General features: G+C 54.3%; 7 protein-coding genes. 1 reads left to right on the forward strand and 6 read right to left on the reverse strand.

Annotation, left to right across the window (positions count from 1 at the left end):
- Positions 1-2 precede the first annotated feature (2 nt).
- From L1X57_RS12095 to L1X57_RS12120, 6 genes are read right to left on the reverse strand one after another with little or no spacing between them, the layout of a single operon-like run.
- Positions 3-1337 carry an aminotransferase class I/II-fold pyridoxal phosphate-dependent enzyme gene (locus L1X57_RS12095; RefSeq protein ID WP_009721840.1) on the reverse strand — a complete coding sequence of 445 codons (1335 nt, stop codon included), beginning with the start codon at positions 1335-1337 and terminating at the stop codon, positions 3-5.
- The gene (locus L1X57_RS12100) at positions 1334-8650 is read right to left on the reverse strand and encodes a type I polyketide synthase (RefSeq protein ID WP_009721841.1); all 7317 of its coding nucleotides are present in this window, start codon (positions 8648-8650) and stop codon (positions 1334-1336) included. Before L1X57_RS12100 ends, L1X57_RS12095 begins: the two co-directional genes overlap by 4 nt.
- Positions 8647-10269 (reverse strand): LTA synthase family protein, encoded by a 1623-nt coding sequence (locus L1X57_RS12105; protein WP_009721842.1) that lies wholly within the window; start codon positions 10267-10269, stop codon positions 8647-8649. Before L1X57_RS12105 ends, L1X57_RS12100 begins: the two co-directional genes overlap by 4 nt.
- Before the next feature lies 1 nt (position 10270).
- Positions 10271-11077, reverse strand: coding sequence for an SDR family NAD(P)-dependent oxidoreductase (locus tag L1X57_RS12110; protein WP_009721843.1), 807 nt, complete (start codon positions 11075-11077; stop codon positions 10271-10273).
- A complete protein-coding gene (locus L1X57_RS12115) occupies positions 11074-12309 on the reverse strand; it encodes a capsule biosynthesis protein (RefSeq protein WP_009721844.1) in 1236 nt (411 codons plus the stop codon). The genes L1X57_RS12110 and L1X57_RS12115 overlap by 4 nt, the downstream gene beginning before the upstream one ends.
- Before the next feature lies 1 nt (position 12310).
- On the reverse strand, positions 12311-14356 hold the full coding sequence (locus L1X57_RS12120) for a capsular polysaccharide biosynthesis protein (RefSeq protein WP_039868450.1): 2046 nt from the start codon (positions 14354-14356) through the stop codon (positions 12311-12313).
- A gap of 339 nt (positions 14357-14695) precedes the next feature.
- Here L1X57_RS12120 and L1X57_RS12125 point away from each other — a divergent pair, with 339 nt between their 5' ends.
- The gene (locus L1X57_RS12125; RefSeq protein WP_009721846.1) at positions 14696-16693 is read left to right on the forward strand and encodes a sensor domain-containing diguanylate cyclase; all 1998 of its coding nucleotides are present in this window, start codon (positions 14696-14698) and stop codon (positions 16691-16693) included.
- Positions 16694-16808: the final 115 nt, after the last annotated feature.

The raw sequence follows: 16808 nt of genomic DNA on the forward strand, positions 1-16808 counted from the left end.
AATCACCCTTTGGCGTTTGCGAGCAGTAGCGCGAGTGCATCCAGCGTTTGGTCAACATGGGCTTTCGTGTGTTCACAGGAAAGAAAAAAGCGTAGCCGAGCGCTTTTTTCAGGAACCGCAGGATACAGAATAGGCTGCACATTAATGTGCTGTGCAAACAGCGCATGAGAGAGATGTGCCGCGAGCGGCGAGCTTCCCACAATAACGGGTACGACGGCAGAGCCAATGCTGTGGCCGGTGTCCATTCCCCTAGCTTGTGCCTGCTCTAGGAAGTAGCGCGAAATTGTCTGTAACTGGGTAACGCGCTCGGTTTCCTGGGGCATCAATTCCAGTACTTTAAGCGAGGGAGCAGCCACTTGGGCGGGCATGCCGACGCTATAAAGAAAGCCGGGTGCAAAGTAGCGCAGCGTTTCTACCAGCGCTTTATTGCCTGCGATATAGCCCCCGCAGCCTGATAGCGTTTTGCTCATGGTGCCCATCCAAATATCAACATCGGTTGGGTCAACCGCAAAGTGCTCTCGTAAGCCTAGGCCAGTGTCGCCCATGACGCCAAACGAATGCGCTTCATCTACCATCAACCACGCCTGATGGCGCTGCTTTAGTTCAATAAAGCGGGGCAAGTCGGGGATGTCGCCATCCATGCTGTAAAGCCCTTCGATAACGACAAGTACGCGTTCAAATTGATGGCGGTGACGACTTAACAGGGCGTCCAGTGCGGCGGGATCGTTATGGCTGAAAGACATGCGCTTAGCGCCGGAAAGTTGCGCGCCGACTAACGAGCTGTTGTGAATGTACTCGTCGTGAAGCACGAGGTCTTTCGGGCCTAACAGATAACCAAGGGTGGACACATTTGTCGCGTGACCGCTGACAAAAGCAACGGCGTCTTCAACACCATAGATGTTGGCGATCGCCTGTTCTAGTTCACCGTGAATAGGACGTTCTCCCGACACAACGCGACTGGCCGATACGGATGTGCCGTAGTGAGCCGCTGCATCGGATGCTGCTTGAACAACCCGCGGGTCGCCGGAGTAACCCAGGTAGTTATAGCTGGCGAAATTGATGCACAAATGTCCATCAATCACGCTGGTGGCACCGGCGAGCCCGTCGTGGACTTTAAAGAACGGGTCTATCAGGCCTAGCTGTTTTGCGCCCTGACGCATCATGACTAGCTGTTGATAGCCCGGGTGGGCATCAAATCGTGTAAAGCGCTCGGGAACCGTCCGAGTTGCCTCAGCGCCTGACGTAGCAGGCGTTTGGGGGCTGGTGGCTCGGGGCGTTGGGCGCTTGCGTGCCTGTTCCAGCAGCTGTCGTTTCAGTTCAGAGCGCTTTACGGTCATGGTGTCTCGGTGGTCGATGTTGAAGCCGTCTCATTGTTGAGCCCGTCCGCCCCGTGGCGAGCGGCCAGAGAGGCTAACGCATCTTGTGGCGCTTCTTCAACATCATTGTCATGCTGATGTAACTTTTGAATCAGCACAACTGCCAGCTTGTTCAACGTTGACGCCTCACTCAGCACCATTACCGGTACTTGCACATTTAGGCGGTTCTCGATGGCGGTCATCAATTCAACGCCCATGAGTGAATCAAAGCCCATATCGTACACCGAGCGATTAATGTCGATTTTCTCTTCATCAATCAACAGAATACTGGCCAGTTCTGCGCGCAGTAGGTCGGTAATGGTGCTATGTAACTCTTCGGGCGAAAGGTCGGCCAGTAGAGCACTGATATCGTCGTCGTGGTCAATGCTGCCATCATCATCGCTGGCGCGGGCAATTTCGTTGAACCGTGGTGCTTGGGCTGTGGGCAAGAAGCGCGCCAGTGCTCCCCACTCAAGCTCAAGAACACCAAGGCTTGGCCCAGGTGTTAGCAACATTTGCTCGAGCACATTGAGGGCATCATCAGAGCGCAGCGCAGAACCGCCTAAGCGCTCTTGCAACGCATCTCGTGTGCGCGTGTTGCGTGCCAGGAAACCGACATCTTCAATGGCACCCCAGCGTACACAGGTGGCAGGAAGGCCAGCGGCGCGGCGGCGGGCAGCAAAGGCTTCTAGCCAGTGGTTAGCGGCAACGTAATTGGCCTGCCCTGGGTTACCAAATAGCGTGGTAGCCGAGGAGTAGAGCACAAAGAAGTCTAGCTCAATGTCGCGGGTGAGGACGTCCAGGTGACGGGCACCGTCAATTTTAGGAGCCAGTACCTTTTGAATGCGCTCAGCATCTAAGTTGCGAATCAAGCCGTCGTCGATCACCGTCGCGGCATGCACGATGCCACGCAGCGGGCTAAGTTCGCGTTGGACGCGTCCCATAACGCTCGCTAGCGCATCGTGATCGGTAATATCACATGCTGCTGCTAGTACCTTCACGCCTTGGGCTTCGAAGGTTGCGATAGCTGACTGGGCTTCTTCGCTAGCGGGGCCGCTACGGCTTAGCAGGACAAGCTGACGTGCGCCTTTGCTGACCAGCCATTGGGCAGTTTTTAGGCCAAAGCCACCTAGTCCACCGGTCACCAGATAGCTGGCATCGGCAGCCAGTGTCATGGCGCCCGTGCCTAAGAGTTCGTCACGCGGCGGCGCAATAGGTTGTTCGTAGGTGACCACGACTTTGCCGATTTGGCGTGCTTGCTGCATGTAACGGAAGGCGTCAATCACCTGGCTGTGGCTGAACGCTGTGAACGGCAGCGGACTTAATGTGCCATCGTTAAACAGCGCCATCATTTCACCGAACAGGCGTTGGGTGAGGGCAGGCTGCACTTTCATCAGCTGATCGGAGTCGATGCCGAAGTAGCTCAAGTTGTTGCGGAACGGGCGCAGGCCAATATGGGTGTTTTCATAGAAGTCACGTTTGCCTAATTCTAGGAAGCGGCCAAACGGGCGCAATGCGCGGAGGTTTTGGTTGATCGCTTCGCCTGCCAAAGAGTTCAGTACGATATCTACGCCTTCGCCTTGAGTGTCCTCTAGGATCTCTTCAGCAAACGTCAGCGAACGGGAGTCGTAGATGCGTTCTTCACCCATGAGGCGCAGGAAGTCGCGCTTCTCTTCAGACCCGACCGTGGCATAGATGTCGGCACCCAGCCATTGGGCAATTTGCAGCGCGGCGATCCCTACGCCGCCAGCGGCGCCGTGAATCAGTACTTTTTCGCCAGGCTCCAGGCGTGCCAGATGTTTCAGCGCGTAGTACACCGTAAAGAAGGTGGTAGGAATCGTCGCAGCGGCGGCATAGCTCACGCCTTCAGGCAGTGGCGCTACGGCATGCTGGCTGGCAATCAGCCGGTCGCTGAAGCTGGCTGGCCCAAAGCCTACGACCGCTTGGCCGGGCGCAATGTGCTGGACATTGGCGCCAACCGCGAGAACCTCCCCCGAAAACTCAAGCCCTAGGGTTGGCCCGGCAAAGCCATTTTCAATCGCTTCATCGGACAGTAAGCCAAGGGTGTACATGACATCGCGGAAGTTGAGGCCGGTTGCTTTGACGCGAATTTCTACCTCATCTGCACCCAGTTCAGGCAGCGGGCGTGGCCGCCACTGCAGCTGGCGCAGTTGTCCAGGCAAGGTAAAGCCCAGCGTCATTGCTTGATGAGGCGCAGCGCTTGCCTGTTTCTCTGGATGAGGCGCGGGCAGGGTGCGAAGACGCGTGGCAAACCGTTCGCCTTCAACGGTTATTACCAGCTCGTTTTCATTATCTGGCATGGCAAGTGACGCTGCAAACGCGTTTAGCGTCGCATCGCTGGGTGTGCCTGGTAGGTCGATCAGCGTGACGCTATGGCCAACCGCTTCATTTGCTAGCGAGCGGCCAAAGCCCCATAGCGCGGCGTCATCGCCTGTACTGGCATCCTGGGTCGACAGCCAAAGCGTGACGCGGCTGCCTTGGCTTTCAAGCCCGCTTGCTTCTAATGCCAGCGACCATTGCTGTGCTGCGTAACAGCGTTGGGTTTGGGCGGTGGTTGTACTGCCCTTTAGCCCACGTAGGTCAATCACATTGAGTGCGGCAGGTGCGTCTTGGCGTTCCCTCAGCGCTGTATTTAACAGTGCTTGCGGAGTTGCATCGCTGACGGTTAGCCATGTGTTGGTCGTGCCTAGCCGCTCTGCAAGTTGGGCGGCGAGTGTTTCGTGCTCAGCGTCAGAGACAATTAGGTGGTATGCCTCTGCCGCATTTTGAATCGGTAAGTCATCACCTGCTGCGTATTGGGCATGAAGCAGGTAAGCGCCGTTTTCTTCAAGCTCGACTGGCGGCGAAACGCTAAGGCCTTGGTTGGTTAACCAATCGCGTAGGGTGTCTTGTTCCAGGGCCGTTTGGTCGATGCCTGGTGTGGCCAGCAAATCATCCAGCCAACGGCTGGGGTGAACGCTGATCACCATTACCTGAGCACCAGGGGCAAGCTGGGCAGGCAGGGCTTCAATCAGTTGGCGGGTGCGTTCGGGCTGGGTCACGTCCACGCTGATAAACGCCAGTTGGGCTTTTTCTGCACTGCTAAGCGTGGGCAATGAGTCGTCCAGCGGCTGAACATCTATCAGCGGGAAGCGCTCTTGAAGCTGTTCCGCCTGATGGCGAGCTGTGTCGCTGGTGGTGATGGCACGGTAGTGGTGCGCATCTTTCGCGATGAGTGCCGTGTTAGCCAACTGTTCGAGCAGGCGCTGGCCAAGGGCAGGAGCACAAGGGCCCGCTTCCAACAGCTGCACTCGCTGACCGTTGGGCAGCGTGGCTAGCGTGGCCTCCATCAATGCGCCAAGCTCGGCCGCTAGCACTTGCCAGCCGTCTTCGCCGATAAGGACGCGGTTAATGCCCGCCAGGTGCTCAGCCGTAATGCCTAAGCTTTCAAGTGTATCGCTGCCGCTGGTGAGTTGCTCACGGTGCAGCCCTAAGCGGCCCACCATATGAATAGGGGCAAAATAATCGGGGTAATCCTGTACCAGTAACTGCCAAATGGTTTCGGGTGCGAGTTGATCTTCGCCACTGTCAACATTAACGCCAGAAAAAGCTTCACTAAGGCTATCAAGTAACGGTGATACTTCTTGGGCATAGCGTTGACCAGTGCTGGCGGCAAACGCATCGCTTAGCCCTGCTAGTCGGGTGAATGCATTGTCAGGCAATGGTAGTTTTGCCGCGGTCAGCGGGGCAGGCGTTAACTCAACATCCAGGTAGCTAAAATGCTGATGGTGGGCGCGGTTCAGGCGAATCGCTTTGAAGCGAGTTTCACTGAGTACGGCCACGGCGTTGCCAGCAGCATCATACAGCTCGAAGTCGGCGGTGAAGGAGTGAGGTGCGCGTTTACCCATCACGGCCCGTGCTAGCACGGGGGCACCGGCTTCAGCGTTAACCTGAATGCGCCCAACGCGAACTGGCACGAAGGCTAACTGCGCTGCAAACTCGCTGTGTTGAGCCAGCAGCGGAATAAACATCTGGAAAGCACTGTCCAGAATGCCCGGATGAACGTGCAGCGTATCGAGCTGCGACTGAACGCTATCGGATAGGGTAATTTCACCTATGACGCAGTCGCCTTCAATCCAGCCACGGCTAATGGCTTGGAACGCAGGGCCGTAATGCAGTCCGATGCGCTCGGCCATCTGCAAATGCTCGACCAGGGTATAGTCAGGTGCGCGGTTAGGCAGGCTAGGCACTTGGCGGTTGAGCAAAAAGCCTCGGCTTTCGCGCATACGGCGAGCAACAGCATTTAGCTGCCATTCGCTGCCGGTTGCAGGCTCGCGGGAGTGGATCGCTAAGCGGCCGTCGTCTGGGTCCAGCGTTAAGCGCATGGTGCGGCCATTGGGGCCATCCAGAAGCAACGGGGCGCGAATCTCCAGCTCTTCAATGTCTAAAAGCGGAGTGTCTTTCTGCTGCAGGGCCGCGGCAAGCGTCAGCTCCACAAACCCAGCGCCCGGGAAGACTGCGCCTTCGCCGACGACGTGGTCAGCAAGCCATGGCTGGCGCTTGGTGTCCAACTGGCTTTCCCAGGTGTGATCCTGCTGCGCCAATGGGTAGCCCAATAGCGGGTGCTGGTAATAACGGGAAAGCAGCCCCTGACCATCGTTAGTGCCTTGCACCCAAAGCTGGGTGCGTTGCCAGGCGTAGCGTGGCAGCAGCACTCGCTGGCCTTCCACGGGGAAAAAGTGGTGGCTATTAAGCGTTAACCCGCTTAGCAGCAATTGGCCAAGGCAGCGAGTTAAGCCGTCTACGCCTGACATATGACGCTCAATGGTGCCTAGCACTAATCCGCTGCGCTCTTGCTGGCGCAGGGACTCGTTCAGATAGCGGCGTAGGATAGGATGGGCGCCGACTTCCACAAAAACGTTATAGCCCTGCTCAATAAGCACCGTCGCGGCGTTATCAAATAGAACAGGTTCACGAATATTGAGCCACCAGTAATGGGCATCCAGTTGTGTGCCTTCACTGATAGTGCCCGTGACGGTGGATACATAAGGAATCGTTGTGGTGCGCGGGCGAATGTCAGCCAAGGCTTCTAAAACGCCAGCTTTGATGCTGTCCATGGCGGGGCTGTGAAAGGCGTAATCCAATGGCAGGCGCTTAGCAAAGGTGCTCTGTTCGCTAAGGGCTGCTTCAATGGCGCTTAGTTGGTCACGGTCACCCGCTAAGGTGATGCCTTTGGGACTGTTAATGCCCGCCAAGCTGATGTTGCTAAATTCGGGTTTTTCAAGCCAGGGAGCGATCTCTTCCGCGCTCATGGCGACGGCCGTCATTTCCCCAAGGCCACGGGTTTTGCCTTGGTAGAAGCTGCGGTAGTAAATAACGTTAACGGCGTCTTCTAGCGTCAGTGCGCCGGACGCCCACGCGGCAGCCACTTCGCCAACGCTATGGCCGAATACGGCGGTGGGCACAATGCCCTTGGATTTAAGCCATTCGGTTAACGCTACCTGCAGTGCAAACAGTGCCGGCTGAGCGATTTCAGTGCGATCAAAGCGGCCACCGCCGGCTTCTGACTGGTTGCGGCCCGCCAGCTCGTCACGCAGTGAAAAATCGCCATGTTTCTGGAATAGGGCATCCACACGATCAATGGCATCGCTAAACGCTGGTTCGCTATCCAGCAGGTCGTGGCCCATGGTTTCCCATTGGCAGCCGTTGCCGTCGTATACGAACACTGGGCCGCGGGCGTTAGCTAAGCGCTCAAGTGTCACAACGCTGTTGGTTTCACCTTCGGCAAACTGGCTGAGCGCACTGACGGCGGCTTCCGGTGTTTGGGCGAAGCAGAGCGCGCCATGCGTGTGTTGTTCACGGTGGCTGTTCAGCGTATGAGCAATATCATAAAAAGCATGATCGCTTTCGCGTAAGAAATTCGCTAGTTCGCGGGCATTATCTGCCAGCGCTTCCTGGCTTCGTGCACTAATGCGAAGTGGCAGCGGGGTATCGGGCACTTGGCGAGGTGTTGATGCTTTTTCTGGAGCGCTTTCCAGTATGACGTGAGCGTTGGCACCGCCAAAACCAAAGGAGTTAACGCCAATGACCAAGCGGCCCTGTTTTTTGAGCGCCTGGGCTTTGGTAACAACGCTAATGTTCCACTCATCAAATTTGATACGAGGATTAAGGTTGCGTATGCCAATCGTGGCGGGCACTTCACGGTGCTGCAGGCTGTAGAGCGCTTTAGCAAGTCCGGCAACGCCAGAGGCCGTTTCTAAATGACCAAGGTTACTTTTCACTGAGCCAATCAGGAGCGGCGTTTTACGGTGCTTGCCGAGTGCTTCGCCGATAGCACGAGTTTCAATGGGGTCGCCAACGGCGGTGCCGGTGCCGTGAGCTTCAAGGTAGTCGATCTCGTCCGGCGAAATGCCCGCTTGTTCGTAGGCGCGGCGCATTAAATCAATCTGTGCGCTGGGATTGGGCACGGTGAGGCCGGACTTGTGGCCGTCAGTGTTAACCGCTGAGCCTGCTACCACGGCTAGGATATTATCGCCATCGGCCACGGCTTGATCATAATCTTTTAGCAAAAATAGCCCGGCGCCTTCTGAACGCACGTAGCCATTGCCGGCTTCATCGAAGACTTGGCAGCGCCCAGTGGGGGAGAGCATGCTGGCCTTCGAGAAAATAATAAAACCATACGGGTGCAGGTGCAGGCTTATGCCCCCCGCCAGCGCCATGTTGGTTTCGCCGCTGCGAATTGATTGGCACGCTTGATGGAACGCGACCATAGAAGATGAGCAGGCGGTATCCAGCGACATGCTGGGGCCATGCAGATCAAAGACGTAAGAAAGCCGGTTAGACGCAATACTTGAGGTATTACCTGTCGCGGTAGAGGCATCAATCGCTGACATGTCATCGGCCAGGCGATAGGAGTAATCAAGGCTGGCGACGCCAAGGAAAACGCCGCATTGGCTGCCGCGGAGGGTGCTGGGCACGATGCCCGCGCTTTCCATGGCTTCCCAGGTAAGTTCTAACAGCATGCGCTGTTGCGGATCCATGTTCGCCGCTTCACGGGGCGAAATGCCGAAAAACTCTGCGTCGAAGCCGCTGATATCGCCCAGGCTACCCGCGGCAAACGTGACGCTGGTGCCAGGGTGGCGTTTGTCAGGATGCCAGAAAGCATCGTGGCTCCAACGGTCGGGGGCCACTTGGGTGACGAGGTCTTTTTCGGCTTGCAGGTCCTGCCAGAACGTTTCAGGTGTGGTGCCGGGGAAACGATGGGCGGCGCCGATAATGGCAACGCGTTTAGTCATTCTTGCTCCTGAGGTTCTGGTTCTGCCTTGATCACATCGCTACTTATATCGCGTCCAAACGCTTGTTTAAATAGGTAGACGCCAAGTTCGTTTGCTTCCAGCGTGCACGACTCGCGCTCAATGGGCGGTTTGTCATGCAAATTACGATCTATTTCCGTTGACCATATCATGTACGGGGTGCTGCTAGCAGGAGGCGAATAGTGCCTATATGCGGCAGGCAGTATCGGTACGTGGTCACCGTACCAGCCCAACAGTCCTGGTCTTACAGCTGAGTTTAGCGCTGCTTTAACGCTTTCGAGCATTTTATCCGATTCACCTAGATGGTGCAGGTAAACGGCCAAATCGCGCAAATGATGCGGCAGCGGCCACGGCGCTGCAGGCAATGTTGACGCTACCCCGGCCTTTTCGGGTGCTTCTAAGTGTAAAGGGCCGTGATTTTCCATGGTAATCACAAATACAAAGAGTGGCCTATTATCGTTATCTTCAAGCAGGCGTCCAATCTTTCGTGCAACCGCTTGGTCGCCAATGTACTGACCATGCTTATCCTGGCTTTCGAAGGCGCTAATGTCGACAAACGTCTCAAACCCCAGTTTTGGAATAACGCTGTCTCGCAGATAAAACGTAGCAGGGTAAGGATGAACACAAACAGTTCGATACCCTTGGGCTTTAAAGGCGCTGGCAATGCTGGGCAACGTATGACGCGATAGCGTGCGGTAAGGATTGAACTGGCGCGGCCCCCAGGCATCAGGTGCTATGCCAGTTAACACGGCGCATTCGGTTCGCACTGTATTTGCGCCCCATGCGGGCACATTCAGCGCTCCCTTGGCTACAGCTTCCCTGCACGTAGCATCATAATTCGGCAGTAAGTCAGCGGCAATCTCGCTACACCATGGGCGAGGATCAAAAAACGATTCACTCTGTACCAACACAACGTTAGGCAGCGTCGCATGGGCGTCTTGCTCAAGGCAGTGTTGAGTCAATCGATGGAAGGGCGATGCGTCTGGTGTGGGCGGTTTGGAGTGGGCCAGGGCAATGCCGTATGTCCACAGGCTGGAAAATAGCCCCAGCCGATCTAGGTCAATCACAGGGTTAAGCGTGATAGACGGCAATTTGCGCCACCCCAGCCAAACAAACAGCGCACCGGTTGCTATCAGCGCTAGGCTATTAACTAGAAACGCTGTGCCGCCCCAGTGGCGGATCAGCGATGGTTCAAAAACCAAAAAACTACCAATGGCAATCGCCCCGGCACTGCTGGCAGCAATGGCAAGACCAATGCCAAAAAAAGGCACATACAGGCGTGGGTGCAAAACAGCATCCCAGAAGTATTCAAAGTCGTGACAGATAAAGGGTTCGTTCAACGTGCGTGATTTGGTATTGCTGGACTGCACGACCACGAGTTGCAGCGATAGAACGAAGACGACAGCAAACCAAGGGCGCTGCAGAAGCAGAATAAAGATCCCAAACAACAGTAACCAGCTGCCAAGGTGGACGATGTTTGTAGCAACGCCGCGCTTCCAGAGCGGGCGAGGGCGAGGGCTTAGCAGCGCCTCGAACAATAGGCTGCCTAGTAAACCTACTAAAAGCGGGCTAATAAACGTGGATGACAGTAAGAGCTGCACGCTACACGCCCCCGGTATGATTAAAGCCAAGGCGTTTAACGAGCCATTGAGAAATGCCAGCAGGTAGAACAGCTAGCCACCAGGTGCCGAAGTTCAGCGGAAAGGGAAAGCTAATACGAGCGCGGTTAGCGGTAATACCACGTTGTATGGCGTTGGCAGCGCGCTCTGGCGACCACTCCCAAGGCTTCGGGCCAGGCATGGCGTTACACATGGGTGAGGTGACGTAGCCAGGCATCACCACGGTCACGCCAATACCATGGGGTTCAAGTAAGCCTCTTAGGCCTTCTCCGTAGGCTTTAATGCCCGCTTTGCTGGCACTGTAACTAGGCGTTGTTGGTAAGCCGTGCCAGCCCGCCAATGAGCTAATAAACACCAACTGACCGCTGCCTCGTGCTTGCATGGCAGGCACAAGGCGCTGTGCCATCGCAATCGGCGCTTTCAAATTAATATCCAATAGCGCTTGAACCTCGTCCCATGGCTCTAGTGTGCTTTCGCTTGGGTGCGTATTGATACCCGCATTGGCAATCACAATATCTGGTACGTGTTCGTTGCATAGTGTATCGAGCCAAGCGTTGAGTTCGGTTTCGTCTGTCAAACTGGCCGATGAAAGCGATACTTGCGCGCCTTTTTCTCGACACGCCGTTGCCAACCCTTCAAGCGCCTGCTGATTGCGGCCATGTAGCACCAAGTACGTATTGGGGGTTGCATAAGCATGGGCTAGCGCCCCGCCTATTGCGCCGGTGGCTCCGGTAATCAGCACGCAGCGTGGGGTGCTAGAAGAGAGATGTGTCGTTACGCCAGCGCTCACAGCAACTTCTCCAACGGTGAGGGGCAGGCTTCCAGTATACGCGCTGCATTGTTCACGGCTAAATCGATACTGGGCTGGCAGTAAAAGCCACCGTTAATCTGCGTGGTGTGCATCACGGCATTGCGAAAATAGCTAAACAGCGCTTGGCTGGGCAGCGGTGGCTGATGCCAAAACTCATCTAGAGCGCCTTCGTAAGTGAGGCCCGCTAAATTGTAGATAGGGTCACTGAGCGCAAAAGTGGGGCACTGCTTTTCAAGGGAAACAATGCCGACCGTGCTGTTCACTGTGACGGTGCCCGTAGCGTGTTTCAGCAATGGATTGAGGTTGCCTGACTCCAGGTAAACGATACGCCCCTGGAGGCCGTAAAAATCCTCGAGCCTTTGAATAATGTCCGTGTAGTTAACCAGCCCCATATCTAGCGGATGGTTTTTTATGCACAGCAGTGAATCGCTAGGGGCGTGCAGAGCAAATGAACCCATGACGTGGTCCATCACCTCTTCCATATTGGCATAAGGCGAATGGTCACGAATCTGAGCATCGGTGTTGAGCTGCAGCGGCAACATAAAATAAGGCTTTCCGCCCTCTATCAGGTTTTTAATCCGTACTGCATCGCGCCTTTTCCAGTATCGAAGTAAGGTAAAGCGTTTGGCGTAGCCTGCATACTCCACCGGTGCAGTGATAGGCGCATGGTTACGGTAGTGCGGAGCCACCAGGGGATTCGCTAACCCCGCTAGGTGATAGCACATGTCGTGAGCGGCACGGATTTTAAAAGATGAGCGAAAGCGGACCGGTGCGGGTAATTTGGGCAGCGCTTTGCCCGTTTCGAAAAACCATTTGGGGTCCCTGGGTAGCAGCGAGTGTCCATTAACGCCCTCGCGTTCGAGGGTGACCCAAAAAGGACGAAAATAGCCTTCTTCAAAGACGTGAGTACGAATGCCAGCAGCGGGCGCTAAGTCTACCGCCGGGCGGTGAATTGGGCGGCGGTCACCAAACAGAACTTGGTCGGTAATGTCGTAGCGTTGCCAGAGCGACTGGATATAAGCCGGTAGCTCGCTTAACGGGCCGCGAAACAAATGGTTTTGACTGTGAGTGCGCTGCCAGTAGACGATATCGCCAGCGTTGAAGTTAACTTTTACCACGCGGTGTCCGTCGTCGGTTAGCCGACGGGCTAGACGCTGGTAAAAGGGCGAGCAGACGCCTTGGAGAAATAAGAATGCGCGCTTTTGCTTCAACTTAATGACTTCCAATGAATAAGTTACGATAGCAGCGATATAGTCGCTGCTTCCATGTAAGCATATGTTTTTGAGACTTAAATTGTTGTAATTTAGCCTGCTCCAACAGGCTGACTACCGTTTCAGCATTACACAGCTGCCGAGAGCCAGGGTCGACGTAGCTTGGGTATAGAAGCAGTGTTCCTGCTACCAGCGCATCCAGTGACAGCACCCGGTTTCGTCTCGGACAGTGCATGGCATCCTGGGTTAATCCCCAGCCTGCGTAAAACGGGAGGCCGTAGGTGTATACCTGGCGTTGACGAAGCAGTGCTTCAAAGCCGGTGAGCGAACTCATGGTATGCACTGCATCAACGCGTGCTAGCAGCACGGTGATATCTATATGACTAGCATCAAGATCATACAGGCGTTTGGCGTGGGTATCGAGTGCTCCGATACGAGCGCCGGTAATCACGTCAGGGTGAGCTTTATACACAATAAAGGCATCGGGGTTAGCATTTCGAACGGCTTTCAAAAGCGCACTATTAGTACTGATCTCTGGTGAGCCAGTGGCAATTGACGCATCACTTTCTACCTGGCCAGGCACCAAAATAATGTGTTTGTTGGCGGGTAATTCAATGGCTTCTTTGCCCGGTACATTATATTTGGAAAGCTTTAACGCGACTAACCGTTCGCGCAGCTGTGCCGCCCGCTCTAATAAGTCATCGCTGAAGTCGGCGGTATTAAGCAAGTTTTCTAGCTCGCTAGGTTGGCTGGGGTCGTAGTAAATGCCCAGGCGATCAATGACCAGGGATAGTGGCTGAGCAAGATCTACCCCTAGGCCAACCGATCGGATAAAACCGTCTTCCATTCGCCATAATGTCGCTAAATGGTCGCGGTGGCGGGCTTTAAAGTCATCGTTAATACGACTGGACCACACCAGTAAATTTGGTTTTTTAACATCTGCTTCGAAAGCAGCTGGCAGCTCTTTCTGATATACAATTTTTGCCGCTGGGCCAAGAAAATAGCCAATGAAGCGCTTTTTCCACGACGAGAAACCGCAGGCCACCCACTCCCCACGCAGACGCTCTTGCTGGCGCTTTTGGTCAGCAATCAGGGCAATCGTCTCTTCTAGCGTCGCGGTGTTGCCCGTGTAGGGGTTGGCATACCGGGTGTAGCGAAGATAGGCTGCGGCAAATACTTCTTCCAGGCGTCGCGGAACCCTTCTGCGAGTGCAACTGATCTGATCATGGGTTAACCCCCACCCCGCATAGAAGGGGAGGCCAAAACAGTGTACTTGCTTGCCAGCCATCAATGCTTCGAACCCCAACTGGCTTGTTACGACATAAACGGTCTTAACCCTATCAAATAGCGCCCAAGGGTTAATGTTATCGCTAACAATGTGGCAACGAGGATTCTCGTGAGCGTCTGCTAGATGGCCCTGTTTTTTGCCTGCGATGACGTCAGGATGTACTTTAATGAAAATATCGGCGTCAGGATGATTATTTAGAGCGCACGCTAACATTTGCCGAAAACTGTCTGCGTTAGCACCGCCATGGTGAATAGAGGCATCGCCTGCGGTTTGATCCACGACCAACACACTGTTAGTACCAGCATTGTCGGTTCCTACAGCGGGAAGCGGATAATCAGGCGCGTGGTTGTATTTTGATAAGCGATAACGTGATAGTTGCTCAATGCAGCGTTGGGCTTGAGCAAGTTCATCGTCGTCAAACGTGTCATGATTGAGCCAGTTTTCTAAATCACTAGGTCGAGAGGCGTCATAATAGATGCCCGTATAATCGACTACCATGCTATGAGGCTGATAGCCTTCAACCCCTAATCCTAAAGAACGAAGAAAGCCATCCTCTAGAGCGACATACGGTAGGCTATGGCGAGAGGCATAATGTCGAGCACGATCACTAGTGGGCTTAAGACCCCATCCAACGACCACATTCGGTTTAGGGCTCAGTGGCCTTATGCGTGAAAAATGTGAGTATTCAGGCAAAAAAGAAGCAAGAGCGTTGATCTTGGTAATACCGGGAGATGTATAGCCTGCTATTAGTTTTGCCATGAAAGAGCCGAATGGTGTCAAAAACAAGCGTAAATATAAACGCAAACAATTAAAGCGGCGAACATACGTGAAAAGGTCTAGCTTATCAATTAAGCCTAAAGTGGTCTTACGGCAAGAGGGTCCTTTGTTACATAATGATACATGTCAAAAAAACAACCACGTTGAATTACACCAACGCGCACTTCTCACGCCATTTTGGTAAGTTGTCGGTTTACAACGCGATTGGGGCAGATTCATTGGACGCAGTGGTAGTAAATGGTTACGGAAAAAGGGTGATTGGTGCGTCTGATCCCTGCCTGCAGAACGCCGATGTTCATAAGATCGATGTTTAGGAAATCGATGCTGAGTAAACCGATTCTTAGCACATTAAAAGGCCGGCTGCTGCTGGGGCTTTTGTGTGCGCTGTTATTGATGGCCGGCTTGGTGCTAGGGATGGCGTGGCAGGTGGGTAAAATCATGGTGCAAGAAACCAACATGGCCCACATGCGTTACGAAGCTGACCTGATAGCAGATGAAGTTACCCAACAGATCGACCACCGTTTCCAAGCATTAGACCGGCTAAGTAGCGTCCTTGGAATGTCTGATGATCCCGAATGGCTTGGCTATGAGCTGCGCAAAAACGATGCGCTATTGGCATGGTTTGACGCCATTGTTGTTAGCGATAGCAATGGGACAATAGTGTCAGATTGGCCAGCTGTTGCGGGGCGCGTGGGCCTTGATACAGCGGAGCTTGAATATTTTAAAATGCTGAAAGGTACGCGCAGGCCTTATGTCAGCGAGCCTTTTGTTGGCCGAGCTAGCGAAATGCCGATGGTGTTAGTGAGCGTGCCGCGATTAGACAGTGAAGGCCGGTTCGGAGGCATGATTGGCGGTGTGGTTAGTTTAGATAGCAGCGGGTTATTCAAACGCCTAGCAACTATTCGATTGGGTAGTGAAGGTTACGCTGCGGTTTCCACTGCCACTGGCAGAGTGTTATACCACCCGAATAGAACGCTAATTAACGATGATACCTTTGATGCAACGGCTATCCCTCTGTTGGATCTGGCGCTAGATGGCTGGCAGGGCGATGGCGTTGGTACTTTGCTTGATGGCCGAATTGGTCTGCAGTCCTACGCACAGGTGTGGCCGGCGAATTGGGTAGTAGGGCTTTATCTACCCATCGAACAAGCGCAGCAACCGCTTTCTGGTTTTATTCATAAGCTATGGTGGATCTGGGGTGTTACGGCGTTATTAATGATGCCCGTTTTATGGTGGTTGCTGGCGCGTATTTTAACGCCACTCAGTCGCCTGGAAGCACAAATTGGTGATGTAGGGCTTGGCCGCCGTTCTTACGTTGATCTTGCGACTAATATGCAAGAGCTGGAACAAGTAGCCAGCACATTTAATCGTGTTGAAGGTGAACGTCAGCAGCTTGTTGGGCACCTTCAAGAGCGTGAAGCATTTTTGGACTCGGTGCTTAATGCCTCGCCCCAAGGAATGTTTGTGGCTGACTTTGGCGGCAACATTACCTACATGAATCCCGCGCTACTAGACATCTTGGGTATTGAGTCTGATATGCCTATGGAAGCCTGGCTTGAGCAGATCCATATAGATGATCGCTCCGGCGCGAAAGACATGTGGATGCATAGCTTAAAAACCGGCAATGATTACATGCGTCAGCTGCGCTTTATTCGCAGTGACAAAGAGATGCTATGGCTGGATGTTCACGCCCGTGTGGTGATGCTTTCCCAAGGCGGTAACTCGCTTGGCTTGGTTGGCGTGGTGAAAGATATTACCGAGCGCCGTGAGCAAGAAGCGCTTCAACGCTGGGAAGCAGAGCATGATCCATTAACTGGGCTGCTCAACCGCCGTGGTTTTGAGCGTCGTCTTGAAGAAGCCTTTGCCGACTTCCAAAAAACCAGTACGCCGTCAGCGCTATTAATGTTCGATCTTGACCATTTCAAACCCATTAACGATGAAGGTGGGCATGCGTTAGGGGACGAAATGCTGCGCCGTATCGCTCAGGTAGTGGCGTGGGAAGTTCGCCGCAGCGACCACGTGGCGCGTCAAGGTGGCGATGAGTTCGGCGTGTTGCTGCCCAGCTGTACGTTAGGCCAAGCGCAACGTATCGCTGAATCGTTACGCCAAGCAGTGAGTGAAGTATCGGTTGTTCACGAGGGCAAAGAGTACTCAGTGACGCTGAGCATTGGTGTGACCAGCTTCGATGAGACCGACACTAACGTAGACGCTGCGCTTTCCCGGGCGGACTCCGCCAGTTACGATGCCAAAGGGAAGGGGCGTGACAGTGTAGTAGTCAAACTGACAAGGGCATTAGACCCACTGTCGTTATTTGAATAGCGGCATGCTTTGAATAACACGTGGCCGTCGCAATTCCGAGCTAGCCTTCTGTGTTGAGTCTCTTATTCATTCCCGTCAGTCGACAAACCTCGGGTGACGGTAGAATATAAGCGTC

It is taken from the genome of Halomonas sp. TD01 (genome assembly GCF_923868895.1).
Lineage (GTDB): Bacteria > Pseudomonadota > Gammaproteobacteria > Pseudomonadales > Halomonadaceae > Vreelandella.